Origin of the sequence: Sphaerotilus uruguayifluvii, from assembly GCF_013294065.1 — a bacterium.
GTDB classification, from domain to species: Bacteria; Pseudomonadota; Gammaproteobacteria; order Burkholderiales; family Burkholderiaceae_C; genus Sphaerotilus; species Sphaerotilus uruguayifluvii.
Genome location: NZ_JABSNM010000015.1, coordinates 1 through 18387, shown reverse-complemented (window position 1 = coordinate 18387; position 18387 = coordinate 1). Strand labels below are relative to the sequence as shown.

Annotated in this window: 19 protein-coding genes; 4 read left to right on the top strand and 15 right to left on the bottom strand. The window is 71.0% G+C overall.

The features are described from left to right. Positions 1-22: 22 nt before the first annotated feature. The 14 genes from lepA to HNQ01_RS15570 form a co-directional block, all read right to left on the bottom strand. Positions 23-1831, bottom strand: coding sequence for a translation elongation factor 4 (gene lepA, locus HNQ01_RS15635; protein WP_173806353.1), 1809 nt, complete (start codon positions 1829-1831; stop codon positions 23-25). Between the two features lie 224 nt (positions 1832-2055). Beyond that, the gene (locus HNQ01_RS15630) at positions 2056-3582 is read right to left on the bottom strand and encodes a DegQ family serine endoprotease (RefSeq protein ID WP_173806439.1); all 1527 of its coding nucleotides are present in this window, start codon (positions 3580-3582) and stop codon (positions 2056-2058) included. Between the two features lie 175 nt (positions 3583-3757). Beyond that, positions 3758-4864: a MucB/RseB C-terminal domain-containing protein gene (locus tag HNQ01_RS15625; protein ID WP_173806352.1), complete on the bottom strand. Its 1107-nt coding sequence runs from the start codon at positions 4862-4864 to the stop codon at positions 3758-3760. Between the two features lie 25 nt (positions 4865-4889). After that, complete coding sequence (locus HNQ01_RS15620) at positions 4890-5576, bottom strand: sigma-E factor negative regulatory protein (RefSeq protein WP_173806351.1); 687 nt, start codon at positions 5574-5576, stop codon at positions 4890-4892. A gap of 25 nt (positions 5577-5601) precedes the next feature. Then, positions 5602-6210: an RNA polymerase sigma factor RpoE gene (gene rpoE, locus HNQ01_RS15615; RefSeq protein ID WP_173806350.1), complete on the bottom strand. Its 609-nt coding sequence runs from the start codon at positions 6208-6210 to the stop codon at positions 5602-5604. Beyond that, the gene (locus tag HNQ01_RS15610) at positions 6207-6725 is read right to left on the bottom strand and encodes a hypothetical protein (RefSeq protein ID WP_173806349.1); all 519 of its coding nucleotides are present in this window, start codon (positions 6723-6725) and stop codon (positions 6207-6209) included. Before HNQ01_RS15610 ends, rpoE begins: the two co-directional genes overlap by 4 nt. A 33-nt stretch (positions 6726-6758) precedes the next feature. Then, positions 6759-8003 carry a beta-ketoacyl-ACP synthase II gene (gene fabF / locus HNQ01_RS15605; protein ID WP_173806348.1) on the bottom strand — a complete coding sequence of 415 codons (1245 nt, stop codon included), beginning with the start codon at positions 8001-8003 and terminating at the stop codon, positions 6759-6761. A 64-nt stretch (positions 8004-8067) separates the two neighbouring features. Beyond that, positions 8068-8310 (bottom strand): acyl carrier protein, encoded by a 243-nt coding sequence (gene acpP, locus HNQ01_RS15600; RefSeq protein WP_173806347.1) that lies wholly within the window; start codon positions 8308-8310, stop codon positions 8068-8070. A gap of 118 nt (positions 8311-8428) precedes the next feature. Further along, positions 8429-9175 carry a 3-oxoacyl-ACP reductase FabG gene (gene fabG, locus HNQ01_RS15595; RefSeq protein ID WP_173806346.1) on the bottom strand — a complete coding sequence of 249 codons (747 nt, stop codon included), beginning with the start codon at positions 9173-9175 and terminating at the stop codon, positions 8429-8431. Next, positions 9172-10110: an ACP S-malonyltransferase gene (gene fabD / locus HNQ01_RS15590; protein ID WP_173806345.1), complete on the bottom strand. Its 939-nt coding sequence runs from the start codon at positions 10108-10110 to the stop codon at positions 9172-9174. The genes fabG and fabD overlap by 4 nt, the downstream gene beginning before the upstream one ends. Positions 10111-10192: 82 nt before the next feature. Further along, on the bottom strand, positions 10193-11185 hold the full coding sequence (locus HNQ01_RS15585; protein WP_173806344.1) for a beta-ketoacyl-ACP synthase III: 993 nt from the start codon (positions 11183-11185) through the stop codon (positions 10193-10195). Beyond that, positions 11182-12276, bottom strand: coding sequence for a phosphate acyltransferase PlsX (gene plsX / locus HNQ01_RS15580; protein ID WP_286180872.1), 1095 nt, complete (start codon positions 12274-12276; stop codon positions 11182-11184). The genes HNQ01_RS15585 and plsX overlap by 4 nt, the downstream gene beginning before the upstream one ends. Positions 12277-12353: 77 nt before the next feature. Then, complete coding sequence (gene rpmF / locus HNQ01_RS15575) at positions 12354-12536, bottom strand: 50S ribosomal protein L32 (protein WP_149504480.1); 183 nt, start codon at positions 12534-12536, stop codon at positions 12354-12356. A 151-nt stretch (positions 12537-12687) separates the two neighbouring features. Beyond that, positions 12688-13311: a YceD family protein gene (locus HNQ01_RS15570; RefSeq protein WP_173806343.1), complete on the bottom strand. Its 624-nt coding sequence runs from the start codon at positions 13309-13311 to the stop codon at positions 12688-12690. A 54-nt stretch (positions 13312-13365) separates the two neighbouring features. Between HNQ01_RS15570 and HNQ01_RS15565 the strand changes: the two genes are divergently transcribed. Beyond that, positions 13366-14010: a Maf family nucleotide pyrophosphatase gene (locus HNQ01_RS15565; RefSeq protein WP_173806342.1), complete on the top strand. Its 645-nt coding sequence runs from the start codon at positions 13366-13368 to the stop codon at positions 14008-14010. Further along, complete coding sequence (locus tag HNQ01_RS15560) at positions 14007-14801, top strand: SAM-dependent methyltransferase (protein ID WP_173806341.1); 795 nt, start codon at positions 14007-14009, stop codon at positions 14799-14801. The genes HNQ01_RS15565 and HNQ01_RS15560 overlap by 4 nt, the downstream gene beginning before the upstream one ends. Positions 14802-14844: 43 nt before the next feature. On the opposite strand, the gene HNQ01_RS15555 is transcribed toward HNQ01_RS15560, so the two are convergent. Further along, positions 14845-16347, bottom strand: a complete 1503-nt coding sequence (locus HNQ01_RS15555; RefSeq protein WP_173806340.1) for a DEAD/DEAH box helicase — start codon at positions 16345-16347, stop codon at positions 14845-14847. Positions 16348-16691: 344 nt separating this feature from the next. Between HNQ01_RS15555 and HNQ01_RS15550 the strand changes: the two genes are divergently transcribed. Together HNQ01_RS15550 and HNQ01_RS15545 are read left to right on the top strand one after the other, a co-directional pair. Then, entirely contained in the window at positions 16692-18104 is a 1413-nt protein-coding gene (locus HNQ01_RS15550) for a mannose-1-phosphate guanylyltransferase/mannose-6-phosphate isomerase (protein ID WP_173806437.1), read from the top strand. A 92-nt stretch (positions 18105-18196) separates the two neighbouring features. Beyond that, the coding region (locus HNQ01_RS15545) for an NAD-dependent epimerase/dehydratase family protein (RefSeq protein WP_173806339.1) at positions 18197-18387 on the top strand (191 nt) is incomplete at its 3' end.

The following is an 18387-nucleotide window of genomic DNA, read 5'->3' as shown; positions in this document are numbered from 1 at the left end:
CGAGCCGCGCCGGCAGGCGGGGTCAGTCGTCCACCTGCAGGATCGCGAGGAAGGCCTCCTGCGGCACCTCCACCGAGCCGATCTGCTTCATGCGCTTCTTGCCCGCCTTCTGCTTCTCGAGCAGCTTGCGCTTGCGGGTGATGTCGCCGCCATAGCATTTTGCCAGCACGTTCTTGCGCAGCGCCTTGACGTCCTCGCGGGCGATGATGTTCGCGCCGATCGAGGCCTGGATGGCCACGTCGTACATCTGGCGCGGGATCAGCGTGCGCATCTTGGCCGCCACCGCGCGGCCGCGGAACTGCGACTGCGAGCGGTGCACGATCATGGCCAGCGGATCGACCCGGTCGCCGTTGATCATGATGTCGACCTTGACCACGTCGGCGGCGCGGTATTCCTTGAACTCGTAGTCCATCGAGGCGTAGCCGCGGCTGACGGACTTCAGCTTGTCGAAGAAGTCCAGCACGATCTCGGCCAGCGGCAGCTCGTAGGTCAGCATGACCTGCTTGCCGTGGTAGGCCATGTTCATCTGCACGCCGCGCTTCTGGTTGGCCAGCGTCATCACCGGGCCGACGTAGTCCTGCGGCATGTACAGGTGCACCGTGACGATGGGCTCGCGGATCTCCCTGATGCGGCCGACGTCGGGCATCTTGCTGGGGTTCTCGACCTCCAGCACCGTGCCGTCGTTCAGCTCGACCTCGTAGACCACGCTCGGGGCGGTGGTGACCAGATCCTGGTCGAACTCGCGCTCCAGGCGCTCCTGCACGATCTCCATGTGCAGCAGGCCCAGGAAGCCGCAGCGGAAGCCGAAGCCCAGCGCCTGGCTGACCTCGGGCTCGAAGCGCAGCGAGCTGTCGTTGAGCTTGAGCTTCTCCAGCGCGTCGCGCAGCTGCTCGTACTCGCTCGACTCCGACGGGTAGAGGCCGGCGAAGACCTGCGGCTGGATCTCCTTGAAGCCGGGCAGGGCCTCGGTGGCGGGGCCGGCGTTGTTGGGCAGCTTCTTGTCCAGCGTCACCGTGTCGCCGACCTTGGCCGAGGCCAGCTCCTTGATGCCGCAGATCAGGAAGCCCACCTCGCCGGCGCGCAGGCAGTCGCGGTTCTCGCTCTTGGGGGTGAAGACGCCCAGGTGGTCGATCGGATAGACCGTGTTGGTCGCCATCAGGCGGATGCGCTCGTTCTTGTGCAGCGAGCCGTCGACCACGCGCACCAGCATCACGACGCCGACGTAGTTGTCGAACCAGGCGTCGATGATCATCGCGCGCGGCGGGCCGTCCGGATCGCCCTTCGGCGGCGGCATGCGGGTGATGACGGCTTCGAGGATCTCGTCGATGCCCATGCCGGTCTTGGCCGAGCAGGGGATGCCGTCGGTCGCGTCGATGCCGATCACGTCCTCGATCTCGGCCTTGGCGTTGTCCGGATCGGCCGAGGCCAGATCCATCTTGTTCAGGACCGGCACCACCTCGACGCCCAGGTCGAGCGCGGTGTAGCAGTTGGCCACCGTCTGGGCCTCGACGCCCTGGCTGGCGTCGACCACCAGCAGCGCGCCTTCGCAGGCCGACAGCGAGCGGCTGACCTCGTAGGAGAAGTCGACGTGTCCCGGCGTGTCGATCAGGTTCAGGTTGTAGACCTTGCCGTCCTTGGCCGTGTACTGGAGGGCGGCGGTCTGCGCCTTGATGGTGATGCCGCGCTCGCGCTCGATGTCCATCGAGTCGAGCACCTGGGCTTCCATCTCGCGGTCGCTCAGGCCGCCGCAGCGGTGGATCAGCCGATCCGCCAGCGTGCTCTTGCCGTGGTCGATGTGGGCGATGATGGAGAAGTTTCTGATGTGGTCCATGGCGTGGAGGGGCGCTTCGTCGACTCCGGCCGGCGCGGCAGGGGCGGTCGCGCGGGCGGAGCGCGCAACGAAAAAAGGCGCGTCGTCCGAGCGATGACGCGCCTTCCGACAGGCATTCAAGGGGCAGGGACGCCCGGTCAGCCGACGATTGTAGCCAAAACCCCCGCGCACGACCGTGACGGCCGCGTCGCCGGCCTGCGTTCGCGGGAGCGGAGGCGGGCGGATCAGCGGGCGTTCGGGCGGATCACGACGTACTGCGCGACGTCCTCGCGCCGCACCAGCAGGCTGACCGGCCGGGCGCGGTCGAGCCGAGCGACCAGGCCGTCGAACTGGCGCGCGTCCGTGATCTCGGTGTTGCCCAGCGCCAGGATCAGGTCGCCCTCGCGCAGGCCGGCCCGCGCCGCGGGACCGTCGACGGACTCGATCAGCACGCCGCCGCGCACCCGCGCCTGGCGGCGCTGCTCGGCGCCGAGGTCGCCCACCGTCAGGCCCAGCACGCTGGAGGCAGCGCCGGCGGCCGGCGCCTTCGGCTCGGCCTTGCCGCCGCGCGACATCGCCGGGCGGGTCTCGGGCTCGAGCTCGGCCACCGTCACGCCCAGGTCGCGGGTGGTGCCGCGGCGCCAGACCTGCAGCGTCGACTTCGTGCCGGGCTTCGTGTTGCCGACCAGGCGCGGCAGGTCGTTCCACTTCTCGACCGCCTTGCCGTCGAAGCGGGTGACGATGTCGCCGGCCTCCAGGCCGGCCTTCTCGGCCGGGCTGCCGGGCTCGACCGAGCGCACCAGCGCGCCGGCCGCCTTGGCCAGGCCGAGCGATTCGGCCACGTCCTTGGTCACCTCGCCGATCTGCACGCCGATGCGCCCGCGCACCACCCGCCCGCCGGCCTTGAGCTGGTCGGCCACGCGGTTGGCCTCGTCGATCGGGATCGCGAAGGAGATGCCCATGTAGCCGCCCGAGCGGCTGTAGATCTGCGAGTTGATGCCCACCACCTCGCCGCGCATGTTGATCAGCGGGCCGCCCGAGTTGCCGGGATTGATCGCGACGTCGGTCTGGATGAAGGGCAGCATCTCGCCGGTGTCGCGCGCCTTGGCGCTGACGATGCCGGCGGTGACGGTGTTGTCGAGGTCGAAGGGCGAGCCGATCGCGATGACCCATTCGCCCACGCGCAGCCGGCTCACGTCGCCGAAGCGCACGGTGGGCAGGCCGCCGGCCTCGATCTTGAGCACCGCGACGTCGGTGCGCTTGTCCGCGCCGACGACACGCGCCTTGAACTCGCGCTTGTCGGTCAGCCGCACGACGACCTCGTCGGCGCCGTCGACGACATGCGCGTTGGTCATCACCAGGCCGTCGGCCGAGACGATGAAGCCCGAGCCGACGCCGCGCGGCGCGTTCTCGCCGTCCTCGCCGTCGGGCTGCTGCGGCTGGGGCTGGCCGCGGCGCGGAATGGGCACGCCGAAGAAGCGCCGGAAGAATTCCTGCATTTCCTCGTCCGGGCCGCCCTGTCCGCGCGCGGCGGTCGCGACCTTCGCGGTGGTGCGGATATTGACCACCGCCGGGCCGACCTGCTCGACCAGATCGGCGAAGTCGGGCAGGCCGCGGGCCGCGGCCGCGCTCTGGCCGGCGATCGCGGTCGTGGCCGTGGCGGCGGCCAGCGAGGTCGCGGTCGCTGCGCTCGCCTGTGCGGTGGCGTCATGGTGCGACACCAGCAGCGTCGTCAGCGCCCCGGCGCCGATCAGCGCGGCACCGGCCGCCATCCAGCGCCGCGCGGGAGAGCGCTGCGGCACGGGGCGAAGCCCGGGGGCCGGGTCGGGGGTCGAGGAGCTCGGGCGGGAATCGTCGTGTTTCATCGCGCGGAGGTCTTCTGGAGGACGAGGAGAGGAGGGCGGAAGGAGTCGGTCGATCGGCCGGCGACGCCGGCCCGGTGCGGTGTCAGGGGCGGCGTCGGCGCTCGAGGCCGCTGGTGAACTGCTGCAGCGTGGCGGGCGGCACCGCCCCGACCGCGGTGATCCACCAGTCGCCGACGCGCCGGCTCAGCGCGCTGGTGCTGCCGACGGTCATCGGCGTCTCGCGCCGGTGAGCGCCGGGCGAGTGCGGTTCGATGAAGATCGAGACATGCGTCAGCCCGTCGCTGTAGATGGCCTGCAGCACGGTCTCGTCGCCGGCGGCGGCCGTGGCGTCGGAGGCCGGCAGCGTGGCCGGCGTCGGGCGCGCGCCGTGTCCCGGCGACATCGGCCGGCGCACCACGCGCTGCGCGCTGAAGCCGGGCACCGGCTGGCGCAGCGCCCAGCCCTCGCTGCCGAGGTCGCTGGACTGGTAGACAGGCCGGCTGACGTGGTAGCCGTCCAGCCGCGCCATGTCCTGCAGCAGCTGCTGCGGCTGCGGCTTCACGCCGATCTGCAGCTCGCTGAACGCGGTCGACTCCAGCGGCTCGCCGCGTTCGCCGAGCAGGTCCGAGCGCAGCAGCAGCCCGGTGCGGCGCTCGATCCAGAGCCGGCGGGCATAGCGCATGCCGTCGCGCGGGCGCAGCGTGACCACCTGGGCGTCGAGCCCGGCGACGCGGTCGTCCGGCTCGGCGACCAGATCGTAGACATCGGCCAGACGCGCGGACTCCACCGGCGTGGCCGGCTGCGGGAAGCGTCCGATCAGGTCGCGCTGCTCGATCAGCGCGGTGCGCGCGGCCGGCCACAGCACATGGATGGTGTCGTTGTGGCGGAAGACGCGGCGCATCTGGCCGTCGAGCGCCTCGATGCGCTCGATCTGCTCGCGGCCGTCGCAGTAGTGCGTGATGCGCGAGCTGCTCAGCGTGCCGGCGCTGCTGGTGACATAGGTGCCGATGTAGTTCTGCTGCAGTCCGGCGTCCTGGATGCGCCGCATCAGCGCGGCCAGGTCGGTGATCGCGGCCGAGCCGGTCGTGACGGCCGGGGCCGGCGCCGGCGCGCTGGCGGCCAGCGCGGGGGCGGCCGGGGCCAGCAGCGCGCCGCTGAGCAGCGCGGCCGCGGCCGTGCGGGTGGTGCCCGCGTGAAGGCTGGTCCTCATGGATGGATCGGGCCCGGATCGGGCGTCAGCGGGCCGGCACCGGCTCGTAGGAGGTGCTGCGCAGGTAGCCCGCGGCCGGCGCCAGGATGGCTCCGCCGTGGTACTGCTGGTGGGCATTGACGTAGCGGATCATGTCGGCGTTGTCGCCCTCGGCCGTCGAGGGGCCGCTGACCTGCACCGGCTGCGTCGCGTTCGCCAGCACGGCGGCCGAGGCCGGCACCGGCGAGCTCACAAGCTCGTTGCCGGGCAGCGCGCCGGGGCGCGTCACCAGCACGGCGCCGGCCACCAGCGCGACCCCGGCGGCCATGCCGACCGGCGCGGCCCAGCGGCGCATGCGCAGCATCGGCGAGCGCCGCACCGGCAGGTCGACGACCCCGCGGCGCTGCCCGACGGCCACGGCCGGCCTGGCCTCGATCCCGGCGGCGTCGTCCTGCGGCCGGGCCAGCGGCGCCAGCACCACCGGCTCGCGCGCGAGCCGCTCGCGCACGCCCGCCAGGAAGGCCGCGTCGCCCGTGCTGCGCCGGCCGAGGTCCTCGGAGCGCAGCACGTCGCCGATCAGGTGGTAGGCATGCCACTGCGCGCGGTCATCCTCGTCCTGCCGCCACTGGCTGCAGACCGCGGCGATCAGCTCGCGGTCGGCCTCGCCGTCCATCAGCGCCGACAGGCGTTCCCGTGCGCGGGTCCGTTCCGAAGGCAGGTCAGGTTCGCTCATCAGTCACTCCAGGCCAGGCCGCGCGTCACCAGCGCCGGCCCTGTTTCGTATCCAGCAGAGGCCTCAGCCGGGTGGCAATCGCTTCGCGCGCGCGGAAGATGCGCGAGCGCACGGTGCCGATCGGACAGGCCATCGCCAGGGCAATCTCGTCGTACGAGAGGCCTTCGACCTCGCGCAGCAGGATGGCCTGGCGCAGGTCGTCGGGCAGCGCCTCGATCGCGGCGTTGACCGTGTCGGCGATCTCGCGACTGGCCATGACCGCCTCGGGCGTCTCGTCATGGCTTAGTTCGTGTTCGCGCCGTTCGGTTCCCTCGTCGTCCTGGCTCGCGGCGGCCAGCGCGCTGTCGGTCATCACCGGATCGCGGCGCAGGTCGGCCAGCGCCTTCTTCGCGGTGTTGACCGCGATGCGGTAGAGCCAGGTGTAGAACGCGCTCTCCCCCCGGAACTGGGGGATCGCGCGGTAGGCACGGATGAAGGTTTCCTGCGCGATGTCGGGCACCAGGTCCACATCGCGCACGAAGCGGCCGATCAGGCGCTCGATGCGGCGCTGGTACTTCACCACCAGCATCTCGAAGGCCTGCACGTCGCCCTGGCGGACGCGCTCGACCAGCTGTTGATCGGTGTCGTCGCTCATCGATCAGCGCAAGGCAAGGGGGAAGGCGAGGCGCGCGCGACACCCGGCGGCCCGGCATGCACCGCGCAGCGCAGCCGGTGCCACTGCGCGGGCTGGTCGCGTCGCGCCAGCGCCAGCCAGCGGCGCGATCCGCCGGTCGCGGCGCGGTGGCGCAGCAGCATCCAGTCGCCGGCATCGGCGATGCAGTCGAGCGTGCCGGCACGGCCGTCGAGCTGCCAGAGCGGCAGGGCCTCGGCCGAGGCATCGGCTGGCGGGGCGGCCGGCTCCAGCCGCAGCGGCTCGCCGGACGGGACGTCGCGCAGCATCGGCGCGAGCCGCAGCCGGGCGATCGCCCAGGCCAGCAGCGTTGCCGACAGCGGCAGCAGCGGCGGTGTGTCGCCGTGATGCAGATGCCACAGGCTCCAGCCTGCCAGCGTCAGCAGCGACAGCCGCAGCAGCAGGCGCACGGCCTGCGGCGCACGCGCGTCGGTGCGCAGGATCAGCGCGGCGGGCGATGACGCTCGGGAGCGTGCCATCGCCGTGGCGGACCGTGAGGGTGCGGGCGTCGCTCAGACGCGCCGCAGGACCAGGGTGCCGTTGGTGCCGCCGAAGCCGAAGTTGTTCTTCACGGCGACGTCGATGCGCATCTCGCGCGCGGTGTTCGCGCAGTAGTCGAGATCGCACTCCGGATCCTGGTTGAAGAGGTTGATCGTCGGCGGCGCGATCTGGTGATGCAGCGCCAGCGCGGTGAAGACGGTCTCGATGCCGCCGGCGCCGCCCAGCAGGTGGCCGGTCATCGACTTGGTCGAGTTGACCACCAGCTTCCTGGCGTGATCGCCGAAGGCCAGCTTGATCGCGTTGGTCTCGTTGAGGTCGCCCAGCGGCGTCGAGGTGCCGTGCGCGTTGACCATCTGGACCTCGTCGGCGTTGATGCCGGCGTCGCGCAGCGCCATCTGCATCGAGCGGCGCGGGCCGTCGACGTTCGGGGCGGTCATGTGATAGGCGTCGCCGCTCATGCCGAAGCCCGAGACCTCGGCATAGATCTTCGCGCCGCGCTTCTTCGCGTGCTCGTAGTCCTCGAGCACCACGACGCCGGCGCCCTCGCCGAGCACGAAGCCGTCGCGGTCCTTGTCCCACGGACGCGACGCGGTGGCCGGGTCGTCGTTGCGGGTGGACAGCGCACGGGCCGCGGCGAAGCCGCCCATGCCCAGCGGCGAGACGGTCGACTCGGCGCCGCCGGCGACGACGACGTCGGCGTCGCCGCGCTCGATCATGCGCGCGGCCATGCCGATGCTGTGCAGGCCGGTCGTGCAGGCCGTCACCAGCGCCAGGTTCGGGCCCTTGAAGCCGCACTGGATGGAGACGTGCCCGGAAATCATGTTGATGATCGACGCCGGGACGAAGAACGGCGAGATGCGGCGCGGGCCACGGTCGCGGTATTCGTCGTGCGTGTTCTCGATCATCGGCAGTCCGCCGATCCCCGAACCGACCATCACCGCGATGCGCTCGGCGAATTCCTCGCTCAGCGCCTCGCCGGTGGGCAGCCCGGCATCCTTCACGGCCTGCAGCGAGGCTGCGATGCCGTAGTGGATGAAGGCGTCCATGTGACGCGCTTCCTTGGCCGGGATGTAGTCATCGATCCGGAATCCCTTGACCTCACCCGCGAAGCGCACCGACAGGTTCGATGCGTCGAAACGGGTGACGTGGTCGATGCCGGACTTTCCGGCGACGATGTTGGCCCAGGACTCGTCCACGGTGTTGCCCACCGGGGTGACGAGGCCCAGACCGGTCACGACGATGCGGCGACGGGTCATGCGGATGCGGAATGCGGTCGGTTGGGGATGGGGAGGACTCGCGGGCTCTGGCGCGTGTGACGCGTCAGGCCTTGGCCTGGTTGGCCTTGGCGTAGTCGATCGCGGCCTGGACGGTGGTGATCTTCTCGGCTTCCTCGTCCGGGATCTCGATGCCGAACTCGTCTTCCAGAGCCATCACCAGCTCGACGGTGTCCAGCGAGTCGGCGCCCAGATCGGCGACGAACGCCTTCTCGGGGGTCACATCATCCTCGGCCACACCGAGTTGTTCGGCAATGATCTTCTTGACGCGTGCTTCGATGTCGCTCATTTCTCTCCTCCGAGAGGGTTGGTGCAAAAACAGCCTGCGATTCTAAGGGCTTCGTGAGGCAATTCACTGAAGGCCCGTCCCGATGATCCGCGCAGGGCAGAGACGGATCATCCGGACATCAGTTCATGTACATGCCGCCGTTGACATGCAGCTCGGTGCCGGTGATGTAGCCGGCGGCCGGCGAGGCCAGGAAGGCCACCGCCTCGGCGATGTCCTGCGGCGAGCCCAGGCGGCCCAGCGGGATCTTGGCCAGCAGCGCGTTCTTCTGCGCTTCCGGCAGCACTTCGGTCATGTCGGTCGCGATGAAGCCGGGGGCCACGCAGTTGACGGTGATGTTGCGGCTGCCCAGTTCCTGGGCCAGCGAGCGGGTCATGCCCGCCACGCCGGCCTTGGAGGCGCAGTAGTTGGCCTGGCCCGGGTTGCCCGAGGCGCCCACCACCGAGGTGATGTTGACGATGCGGCCGAAGCGCTGCTTCATCATCGGCTTGATCGCGGCGCGGCAGGCGCGGAAGACCGACTTCAGGTTGGTGTCGATCACCGCGTCCCAGTCGTCGTCCTTCAGGCGCATCGCCAGCGTGTCGCGGGTGATGCCGGCGTTGTTGACCAGCACGTGCAGGCCGCCATGCTGCTTGACGATGCCGTCGATCGCGGCGTCCAGCGCAGCCGCGTCGGTGACGTTGAGCGTCAGGCCCAGGCCGCCGAACGGGGCCAGCGCCTCGCCGATCGCGGCCGAGCCGCTGTCGCTGGTGGCGGTGCCGATGACCTTGAAGCCGCGCTCGGCCAGCAGCAGCGCGATCGCGCGGCCGATGCCGCGGCTGGCGCCGGTGACGAGAGCAACCTGTTGAGCTTGGGCGGGAGCGTTCATGCGAGCAGGGTCTTGACTTCGGCCAGGGTGACCGGATCGAGGATCGTGGCGGAGGCGAGTTCGGCGTCGATGCGCTTGACCATGCCGGCGAGCACCTTGCCGGGGCCGCATTCGACCACATGGGTCATGCCGCGCGCCTTCAGCGCGCCCACCAGCTCGACCCAGCGCACCGGGCCGAAGGCCTGGCGGTAGAGCGCGTCGCGGATCGCGTCCGCGTCGGTCGGCGTGGCGACGTCGATGTTGTTCAGCACCGGGATCTGCGGCGCCTGGATCGTGATCGAGGCCAGACGTTCGCGCAGACGCTCGGCCGCCGGCTTCATCAGGCTGGAGTGGAAGGGCGCGGACACCGGCAGCGGCAGCGCGCGCTTGGCGCCCAGGGCCTTCAGCACGACGCAGCCCGCCTCGACGCCGGCCTTGGAGCCGGCGATGACGGTCTGCTTCGGATCGTTGAAGTTGACGGCCTCGACCACTTCGCCCGATTCGGCCGCTGCCTTGGCGCAGCCCTCGCGCACCGTGGCGGCGTCCAGGCCCAGGATCGCGGCCATGCCGCCGGTGCCGACCGGCACCGCGTCCTGCATGGCCTGGGCGCGCAGGCGCACCAGCGGCAGCGCGTCCGCCAGCGTCAGGCTGCCGGCGGCCACCAGCGCGGTGTACTCGCCCAGCGAGTGGCCGGCGACGATCGCTGGTGCCGCGCCACCCTCGGCCAGCCACGCGCGGTAGTTGGCGATGCCGGCGGTCAGCATGACCGGCTGGGTGTTGGTGGTCAGGTCCAGCGCCTCCTTCGGGCCCTCGCCGATCAGGCGGGCGACGTCCTCGCCGAGGGCAGCACTGGCTTCTTCGAGGGTGGCACGCACGGCGGGGTGGTCGCCCCAGGCCGAGAGCATGCCCACCGACTGCGACCCCTGGCCGGGGAACACGAAGGCGAACGCGGTCATGGTGTGGTGATGTTCCGTTTGAGGAGGGAGGAGGGCGGTGCGGATGCGGGCGCGTCGGCCCGCTGCCGATGCCGCCCGGGCATCAGAAGTCCAGCAGCACCGAACCCCAGGTGAAGCCGCCGCCGACGCCCTCGAGCAGCAGCGTCTCGCCGCGGCGGATGCGGCCGTCGCGCACGCCGGCGTCCAGCGCCAGCGGGATCGACGCCGCCGAGGTGTTGCCGTGCTGGTCGACGGTGACGATCACCTTCTCCAGCGGCAGCTTCAGCTTGCGGGCGGTGCCCTGCATGATGCGGATGTTGGCCTGGTGCGGGATCAGCCAGTCGATGTCGGCCTCGGTGCGGCCGGCCTTCTCGAGGCTGGCGCGCGCGGTCTTCTCCAGCACGCCGACGGCGAGCTTGAAGACGGCCTGGCCGTCCATGCGCAGCAGCGGCGAGCCCAGGATCTGGCCGCCCGAGACGGTGCCGGGAACGCACAGGATGTCCAGGTGTCGCCCGTCGGCATGCAGGTCGGTGGCCAGGATGCCGGGCGTGTCGGAGGCCGACAGCACCACGGCGCCGGCGCCGTCGCCGAACAGCACGCAGGTGGTGCGGTCCTTGAAGTCGAGAATGCGCGAGAACACTTCCGCGCCGATGACCAGCGCGTTGCGCACGCCGCCGGCGCGCACCATCGCGTCGGCGACGGTCAGCGCGTAGACGAAGCCCGAGCACACCGCCTGCACGTCGAAGGCCGGGCAGCCGTGCTGGATGCCGAGCTTGCGCTGCACGATGGTCGCGGTCGACGGAAAGACCATGTCCGGCGTCGAGGTCGCGACGATGATCAGGTCGATGTCCGCGCCGGTGAGCCGGGCCGCCTCGAGCGCATGCCGGGCCGCCTCGGTCGCCAGGTCGCTGGCGTTCTGCGTCTCGTCGACGAAATGGCGGGCACGGATGCCGGTGCGATCGACGATCCACTCGTCCGAGCTCTCGATGCCGTCGGCCGCCAGGCGGGCGACCAGATCGGCATTGCTCAGACGTTGCGGAGGCAGCGCACTGCCGGTGCCGGAAATGCGCGAATGGCGGGGTGTGGGGGTGGTCATGCGGCGTGACGGGCCGCCGGGGGCTCGGGCGTCGTCGCCGCGCCGGCACCGGGCAGGGCCTGCAGCGTGGCGAGGATCCGATCGTGCACCCGGTCGAGCAGGCGGTTGCGGGCGGCATCATACGCCCGATTCAGCGCGTTCTCGAAGGCCAGCGCATCGGCCGAGCCGTGGCTCTTGAACACCAGCCCGCGCAGACCCAGCAGCGCCGCGCCGTTGAAGCGGCGGTGATCGAGCCGCCGCGAGAAGCGCTTGAGCATCGGCATCGCCAGCATCGCCACCATCTTGGTCAGCGGCGTGCGGGTGAACTCCTGCTTCAGGAAGCTGGTGATCATGCCGGCCAGGCCTTCGGCGGTCTTCAGCGCGACATTGCCGACGAAGCCGTCGCAGACGACGAGGTCGGTCGTGCCCTTGAAGATGTCGTTGCCCTCGACGTTGCCGTGGAAGTTGATGTGGCCGGCCGCGGAGACGGCGCGCAGCAGTTCGCCCGCCCGCTTGATCGTCTCGTTGCCCTTGATCACTTCCTCGCCGATGTTGAGCAGGCCCACGGTCGGGGCCTCCTTGCCGTCGACGGCGGCGACAAGCGCGCTGCCCATCACCGCGAACTGCAGCAGGTGCTCGGCGCTGCAGTCCACGTTCGCCCCGAGGTCGAGCATGGTCGTGAACCCGTCGAGCTGGTTGGGCATGACGCTGGCGATGGCCGGCCGATCGATGCCGTCCAGGGTCTTCAGCAGATAGCGGGCCACCGCCATCAGCGCGCCGGTGTTGCCTGCGGAGACGCAGGCGTCGGCCATCGTCACGCCATTCCCGTCAGGCTTGACCTGCTGGATGGCCACGCGCATCGACGAGTCGCGCTTCTTGCGCAGCGCGACCTCGACCGGATCGTCCATCTCGACGATCTCGGAGGCGGTCACGATGTGGCATCGCGCCCAGCCCGAGGCAGGCGCGAGCGCCTGCGCCGTGCCGACGAGCACCAGCTCGGCGTCGGGATGTCGGTCGAGGAAGGAGCGGCATGCGGGCAGCGTCACGGAAGGGCCGTGATCGCCCCCCATGCAGTCCACCGACAGTCGGACCGGGCGGGTCGTGTCGTTCAAGGCAGGGCGGATTCGATGTCAGTGCGGCGCCGGCGCCGCGCCTGGGCGGCGCGACATGTCGCCGGCCTCGCGAAGACTCAGGCGTCGGCCTTGGTCTTCAGGACCTTGCGGCCACGGTAGAAGCCGGTCGGGCTGATGTGGTGACGCAGATGGATTTCGCCGGTGGTCGACTCGACCGCGGTGCCCGGGGTGGTCAGGGCATTGTGCGAACGGTGCATGCCACGCTTCGACGGCGACTTCTTGTTTTGCTGGACGGCCATGTTGAGACTCCTGAATCCTGGTTTTCCGATTGGAAAAGCTTTCGATTGTAGCACGCACCGGCCGCGAGACCTCAATGCCCCTGATTCGGGGTGAGTGCGGACTCTGCGGTGTTGCGGCCACGCCGCGCCGGCACGGCCGTGGCGACGCGCTTCAGCCGGTCGATCCGGTGTCGTCGTCGCTGCCGCGGCGCAGCCTGGCCAGCACCGCAAACGGGTTCGGACGCTCGGAGGCGGAGGGCGGGGCATCGGTCGGCGCGGCGCCCGCCTCGTCGGCCGGCAGGCCCGGGGGCAGCGCCTCGCCGCGGTCGAGCTCGACCTCGACCGGGCAGGTCTCGTGCAGCGGCACCGGCGGCATCTCCATCAGCAGCTCGTCCTCGACCAGCTCGAGCAGGTCGAAGCTGCGGCTCAGCGCCAGCACGTCGTCCTCGCTGTCGGCGTCCAGTTCGGCGGCCCGGTCCTCGCTGGCGACGAACAGGAAGCTGCGCTCGAAGTCGATGTCGGTGTCGACCGGCTCGAGGCAGCGCTGGCAGGGCAGGGCCAGCGTGACCTCGCCGCTCAGGTGCAGCCACAGCTCCGGCTCGGCGCCGCGACGCGGGCGCAGCTCGCCTTCGGCCTGCCAGCGCACCGGCGGCCGCGTCGCCGCGTCGATGTCCGCATGCTGGATCTCGACCAGGCGCTCGAAGCCGGCCAGCGGCTCCTCGCCGCCGAGCGGCTCGCCGGACTCGATGAAGGCCCGCACGTCGAGGCGGCGGGGCTTGAATTCGCGTGCTTTCATGGCGCGCAGTGTACGGGCCGCGCCATCGGCGGTCACCGCGGCCACAATCCCGCCATGTCCGACATTTCCCTTCCTGTTTCCGGCGCGACGCTGCCGACGCTGGTGCTGGCGTCGACCTCGCGCTATCGGCGCGAGCTGCTGGCGCGGCTGCGCCTGCCCTTCGAGGTCCGCGCGCCTGAGGTCGACGAGACGCCGCAGCCCGGCGAGACGCCGGCCGCGCTGAGCGAGCGGCTCGCGCTGGCCAAGGCGCGCGCGGTCGCCGCCCTCCATCCGCAGGCCATCGTCATCGGCTCCGACCAGGTCGCCGAGCTCGACGGCCGGCCGATCGGCAAGCCCGGCCACCACGAGGCTGCTGTCGCGCAGCTGCGCGCGATGCGCGGCCGCAGCGTGGTCTTCCACACCGCGGTGGCGGTGCTGCGCCATGACACCGGCTTCGAGGCGGTGCGCCGCGTGCCGGTGACGGTGCGGGTGCGCCCGCTCAGCGAGGTCGAGATCGAGACCTACCTGCGGCTGGAGCAGCCCTACGACTGCGCCGGCAGCGCCAAGTGCGAGACGCTGGGCATCACGCTGCTCGACGCGATCGAGTCGGATGATCCGACCGCGCTGGTCGGGCTGCCGCTGATCGTGACCTCTGCCCTGCTGCGCGCGGCCGGACTCGACGCGCTGGCCGTTCTGGCCGGGCATGGAGGGGGCGCATGAGCACGACGTCGAACCACGGGCCGAAGGGCCGCCTCTGGCTGGTGCCCAACACGCTCGACCTGGGCACGCTGCGCGAGGGCCAGCCGGTGCCCGATCTGCAGCAGGTGCTGCCGCTGGGCGCGATCCGCGTGGCGGCCGGCCTGTCGCACTGGGTGGCGGAGAACGCGCGCAGCGCGCGGGCGCTGCTCAAGCGGGTGGATGCGGTGGTGCCGCTGGTGCAGCCGCTGCAGGCGCTCTCGATCCGCGAGCTGCCGCGCCCGCCCAAGGGCCGCGTCGACCCGAAGGCGCAGGCGCCCGACTGGGCCGGGCTGCTCGCGCCGGCGCTGGCCGGGCACGACGTCGGTCTGGTGTCGGAGGCGGGGCTGCCCGCGGTGGCCGATCCCGGCGCCGAGCTGGTGCGGGTGGCGCATGCCCACGGCATCACGGTGATGCCGCTGTCGGGGCCGAGTTCGCTGATCCTGGCAGTGGCCGCCAGCGGCCTCAACGGCCAGAGCTTCGCCTTCGTCGGCTACCTGCCGACCGACGCGGCCGAGCGCACCCGGCGCCTGCGCGACCTGGAAGCGCATTCGAAGCGCTGGCAGCAGACGCAGCTGCTGATCGAGACGCCCTACCGCAACGCCGCGATGGCGCAGGCGCTGCTGGCCGCGCTCAACCCGCAGACCTGGCTGAGCATCAGCTGCGGGCTGACGCTGGAGGGCGGGTCGACCCGCACGCTGCGGGTCGCGCAGTGGCGCGCGTCGCCGCCGGAGCTGCCCGGCGACGTGCCGGCGGTGTTCGCCTTCCTGGCCTGAGCGGGGCCGTGGCCTGGGCCGCCATGCCGGCGGCCGCAGGTCTTCAGGTCGGAACCTTGCCGCCGAGCAGCGCGGCGACCTTGCGCTTGGGCTTGATGAAGCGCGAGATCGAGCTGCGCGCTCCCGGCACGGCCGGCGCGGCGGCCTGCTTCTCCCACACCGGCGAGGCGTTCGGATCCGGCTCGTAGGGCTGGTCGAAGAACGGGTCCTTCGGTGCGGCGCGCGGGGCCCGCGGCGGCGGGCTGAAGGCCGGTCGGCTGGCGACGGGGCTGGCCGTGCCGGCGTCCTCCTCGGGCGCGCGGCGCGGCGGGCGCTCCTCGTCGTCGCGGCGGCGCCGGCGCGGGCGGTCGTCCTCGATGACGAAGGGCTCGAGCTCGATCTTGCGCTTGATCAGCTTCTCGATGTCGCCCACCAGGCGAGCGTCGTCGCGGGTGGCCAGCGTGATCGCGATGCCCGAGGCGCCGGCGCGGCCGGTGCGGCCGATGCGGTGCACATAGTCCTCGGCGTTGAAGGGCACGTCGAAGTTGAAGACCGCGGGCAGGTCGGCGATGTCGATGCCGCGTGCGGCCACGTCGGTGGCCACCAGCAGGTCGACCTCGCCGGCCTTGAAGGCGGCCAGCGACTTCAGGCGCTCGTCCTGCGACTTGTCGCCGTGCAGCGCCGCGGTGCGCAGACCGTCGCGCTCGAAGGAGCGCGCCAGCCGGGCCGCGCCCAGCTTGGAGTTGACGAAGACGATGGCCTGGCGGATCTCGCGCTGGCGCAGGATCTGCACGACGGTGCGGCGCTTGTCCTCGTCGGCGACCTCGTAGAAGCGCTGCTCCACCGTCGAGGCGGTCGCGTTCGGGCGCGCCACCTCGACCAGGATCGGGTCCTGCAGGTAGCTCTGCGCCAGCTTCTTGATCTCGGGCGAGAAGGTGGCCGAGAACAGCAGCGTCTGGCGTGCCTTCGGCAGGTAGCTCAGGATGCGCTGCAGGTCGGGCAGGAAGCCGATGTCGAGCATGCGGTCGGCCTCGTCGAGCACGACGTACTCGACCTGGCCGAGGTTGCAGTTCTTCAGCTGGATGTGGTCGAGCAGCCGGCCCGGCGTGGCGATCAGCACCTCGACGCCGCGCTTGAGCTCGGCCGTCTGCGGGTTCATGTCGACGCCGCCGAAGACGCAGGCCACGCGCAGCTGGCTGTGCCTGGCGTAGGTCTTGACATTGACGGCGACCTGGTCGGCCAGCTCGCGCGTCGGGGCCAGCACCAGCGCGCGCACCGGGTGGCGTGCGGGCGAGGCGCTGGCGTTCTCGTGGCGCATCATCTTCTGCAGCAGCGGCAGCGAGAAGGCGGCCGTCTTGCCGGTGCCGGTCTGCGCCGCGCCCATCACGTCGCGGTTCTCCAGGACGATCGGGATCGCCTTGGCCTGGATCGGGGTCATCGTCTCGTAGCCGGCGTCGACGATCGCCCGCAGCAGCTTGGCGTCCAGCGGCAGGGTGTCGAAACGGGCGGGGGCGGCGACGGCCTCGGGGGGCGGGGCGGTCACGGCGTCTTCAGGTTGGTGCGTCATCACCTCGCGATTATCCCGCGGTTGCAGGGCCGGCCGGTGGCCGCGACGTGAATTGCCCACGCGCTCGCCGGCGACCTGCGGGCCGCGGCCCGGTCCGATCCGGCAAATTGCCACGATCCGACACGATCGGGCACGCCGCTTGCACCAAAGGACGGGACCGTTGCGGAAATCCCTAAGCACAATCCCGGAGAATCGATCCGCGCGGTTCGCCGGGCGTCCACCGGACTTCCTCCGGACGCCGTCGTGCCGGCCGTCGATCTCTCTTCTGAACCTTTTCAACCTCTTCTGACCTGCCTTCCATGAGCCAGACCTCCTCTACCCCCATCTCCGTGCAGCCCGTGATCATGGCCGGCGGCAGCGGCACGCGGCTGTGGCCGCTGTCGCGCGCGGGCTATCCGAAGCAGTTCCTGGTGCTGGGCGACAGCAACCGCAGCCTGTTCCAGGAGGCGGCGCTGCGCCTGGCGGGGCTGGCGGCGGCGGACATCGTGCCGGCGGCGCCGCTGGTGGTGGGCAACGAGGAGCACCGCTTCCTGGCGCTGGACCAGCTGCGCGAAGTGCGCCAGATGCCCTCGGCGGTGGTGCTGGAGCCGGCCGGGCGCAACACGGCGCCGGCGCTGACGCTGGCGGCGCTGCAGGCGCTCGAGGGCGGACAGGATCCGGTGCTGGTGGTGACGCCGGCGGACCAGACGGTGACCGACGAGGCGGCGTATGCGGAGGCGCTGCGCCAGGCGGTGCGGCTGGCGGCCGACGGCCTGGTGGTGATCCTGGGCATCACGCCGGACGCGCCGGAGACGGGCTACGGCTACATCCGCACGCTGCCGGAGCTGGGCGCGGCGCGGGTGGCGCAGTTCGTCGAGAAGCCGGACCTGGCGACCGCCGAGCGCTATCTGGCCGAGGGCGGCTACTTCTGGAACAGCGGCATGTTCGTGCTGCGGGCCTCGGTGTGGATGAAGGCGCTGCAGACCTTCCGGCCGGACATCGCCGAGGCGGTGAAGGCGGCCTGGGCGCCGCGCCAGTGCGATGCGCAGTTCGTGCGGCCGGGCAAGGCGGAGTTCGCGGCGGTGCCGTCGGAATCGGTGGACTACGCGGTGATGGAGCGCTGCCCGGGCAGCGAGTTCGACATCCGCATGGTGCCGCTGAGCGCGGGCTGGAACGACCTGGGGGCCTGGGAGGCGGTCTGGCAGGTGTCGGGCAAGGACGAGCACGGCAACGCCTGCGTCGGCGACGTGATCGCCAAGGACAGCCGCGACACGCTGGTGCACTCGAGCGGTCGGCTGGTGAGCGTGGTGGGCGTCGAGAACCTGGTGGTGGTGGAGACGGCCGACGCGGTGATGGTGGCCGACCGCAGCCGCAGCCAGGAGGTCAAGAAGATCGTCGCGCAGCTGGAGAAGGGTGGACGCACCGAGCACACGCTGCACCGCAAGGTGCATCGGCCCTGGGGCTGGTACGACTCGATCGACGCCGGTCCGCGCTTCCAGGTCAAGCGCATCATGGTCAAGCCGGGGGCCTCGCTGAGCCTGCAGATGCACCACCACCGTGCCGAGCACTGGATCGTGGTGACCGGCACGGCCGAGATCACCAACGGCGACAAGGTGCTGATGCTGAGCGAGAACCAGTCGACCTACATCCCGCTGGGGCAGGTGCACCGCCTGGCCAACCCGGGCAAGGTGCCGCTGGAGATCATCGAGGTGCAGTCGGGCTCCTACCTGGGCGAGGACGACATCGTTCGCTATGAGGACACTTACGGACGAAACTGAACGTTAACTTCAGTCTTGTCGCGGAAGATGTAACCCGGGTGAGTGACAATCTGCGGGATTTTCATCCCGATCCACCAGAGCGTCCTCATCCCATGATCCTCATCACCGGCGCCGCCGGCTTCATCGGCGGCAACTTCGTTCATCACTGGTTCGACAAGCAGGCTTCGGAGCGGCCGGGCGAGGTGCCGGAGCCGGTGGTGGTCCTGGACAAGCTGACGTACGCGGGCAACCCGGCGACGATCCAGGCGCACCTGGACGCAGGGCGCTGCACGCTGGTGCAGGG

Excerpts from the sequence above, each read along its gene's own strand:
- HNQ01_RS15630 (WP_173806439.1), bottom strand. The coding sequence starts at position 3,582 with ATGGCGGCCGGTGCCGCGCTGATCGGCGCCGGGGCGCTGACGACGCTG.
- HNQ01_RS15620 (WP_173806351.1), bottom strand. The coding sequence starts at position 5,576 with ATGAGCGAACCTGACCTGCCTTCGGAACGGACCCGCGCACGGGAACGC.
- lepA (WP_173806353.1), bottom strand. The coding sequence starts at position 1,831 with ATGGACCACATCAGAAACTTCTCCATCATCGCCCACATCGACCACGGC.
- rpmF (WP_149504480.1), bottom strand. The coding sequence starts at position 12,536 with ATGGCCGTCCAGCAAAACAAGAAGTCGCCGTCGAAGCGTGGCATGCAC.
- rpoE (WP_173806350.1), bottom strand. The coding sequence starts at position 6,210 with ATGAGCGACGACACCGATCAACAGCTGGTCGAGCGCGTCCGCCAGGGC.
- HNQ01_RS15610 (WP_173806349.1), bottom strand. The coding sequence starts at position 6,725 with ATGGCACGCTCCCGAGCGTCATCGCCCGCCGCGCTGATCCTGCGCACC.
- fabD (WP_173806345.1), bottom strand. The coding sequence starts at position 10,110 with ATGACCGCGTTCGCCTTCGTGTTCCCCGGCCAGGGGTCGCAGTCGGTG.
- HNQ01_RS15625 (WP_173806352.1), bottom strand. The coding sequence starts at position 4,864 with ATGAGGACCAGCCTTCACGCGGGCACCACCCGCACGGCCGCGGCCGCG.
- HNQ01_RS15555 (WP_173806340.1), bottom strand. The coding sequence starts at position 16,347 with ATGACGCACCAACCTGAAGACGCCGTGACCGCCCCGCCCCCCGAGGCC.
- acpP (WP_173806347.1), bottom strand. The coding sequence starts at position 8,310 with ATGAGCGACATCGAAGCACGCGTCAAGAAGATCATTGCCGAACAACTC.
- fabF (WP_173806348.1), bottom strand. The coding sequence starts at position 8,003 with ATGACCCGTCGCCGCATCGTCGTGACCGGTCTGGGCCTCGTCACCCCG.
- HNQ01_RS15585 (WP_173806344.1), bottom strand. The coding sequence starts at position 11,185 with ATGACCACCCCCACACCCCGCCATTCGCGCATTTCCGGCACCGGCAGT.
- HNQ01_RS15550 (WP_173806437.1), top strand. The coding sequence starts at position 16,692 with ATGGCCGGCGGCAGCGGCACGCGGCTGTGGCCGCTGTCGCGCGCGGGC.
- HNQ01_RS15560 (WP_173806341.1), top strand. The coding sequence starts at position 14,007 with ATGAGCACGACGTCGAACCACGGGCCGAAGGGCCGCCTCTGGCTGGTG.
- fabG (WP_173806346.1), bottom strand. The coding sequence starts at position 9,175 with ATGAACGCTCCCGCCCAAGCTCAACAGGTTGCTCTCGTCACCGGCGCC.
- HNQ01_RS15565 (WP_173806342.1), top strand. The coding sequence starts at position 13,366 with ATGTCCGACATTTCCCTTCCTGTTTCCGGCGCGACGCTGCCGACGCTG.
- HNQ01_RS15570 (WP_173806343.1), bottom strand. The coding sequence starts at position 13,311 with ATGAAAGCACGCGAATTCAAGCCCCGCCGCCTCGACGTGCGGGCCTTC.